The organism is Streptomyces sp. CLV115 (assembly GCF_038448545.1).
GTDB lineage: Bacteria > Actinomycetota > Actinomycetes > Streptomycetales > Streptomycetaceae > Streptomyces > Streptomyces sanglieri.
Genome location: NZ_JBCEWQ010000478.1, coordinates 1 through 255 on the forward strand (window position 1 = coordinate 1; position 255 = coordinate 255).

1 pseudogene is annotated in these 255 nt (G+C 67.1%); it reads right to left on the reverse strand.

Features of this window, described 5'->3' with window-relative positions:
• Positions 1-255 (reverse strand): annotated as a pseudogene (locus tag AADR41_RS42730) (acetyl-/propionyl-CoA carboxylase subunit alpha); the annotation flags it as partial.

The window sequence follows — 255 nt, forward strand, 5'->3', positions numbered from 1 at the left end:
TGCGGGCCAGGCTCATGCCGAGTGAGGAGGGCAGGGAGACCTCCAGGCGTTTGCCGCCGACCTCGACCACGACGGTCTCGCGGCCGGCTTCTTCCTCGGTCTCGGTGTCGGCGGTGGCGGTGAAGGGCTTGATGTCGTTGACGAACTCGGTTTCGATCCAGCGGGTGTGGACGTGGAACGGTTCGCTGGTGAAGGCGGGGTCGGTGACGACGGCGCGGTGGAAGGGGATGGCGGTGGCCATGCCTTCGACGTTGA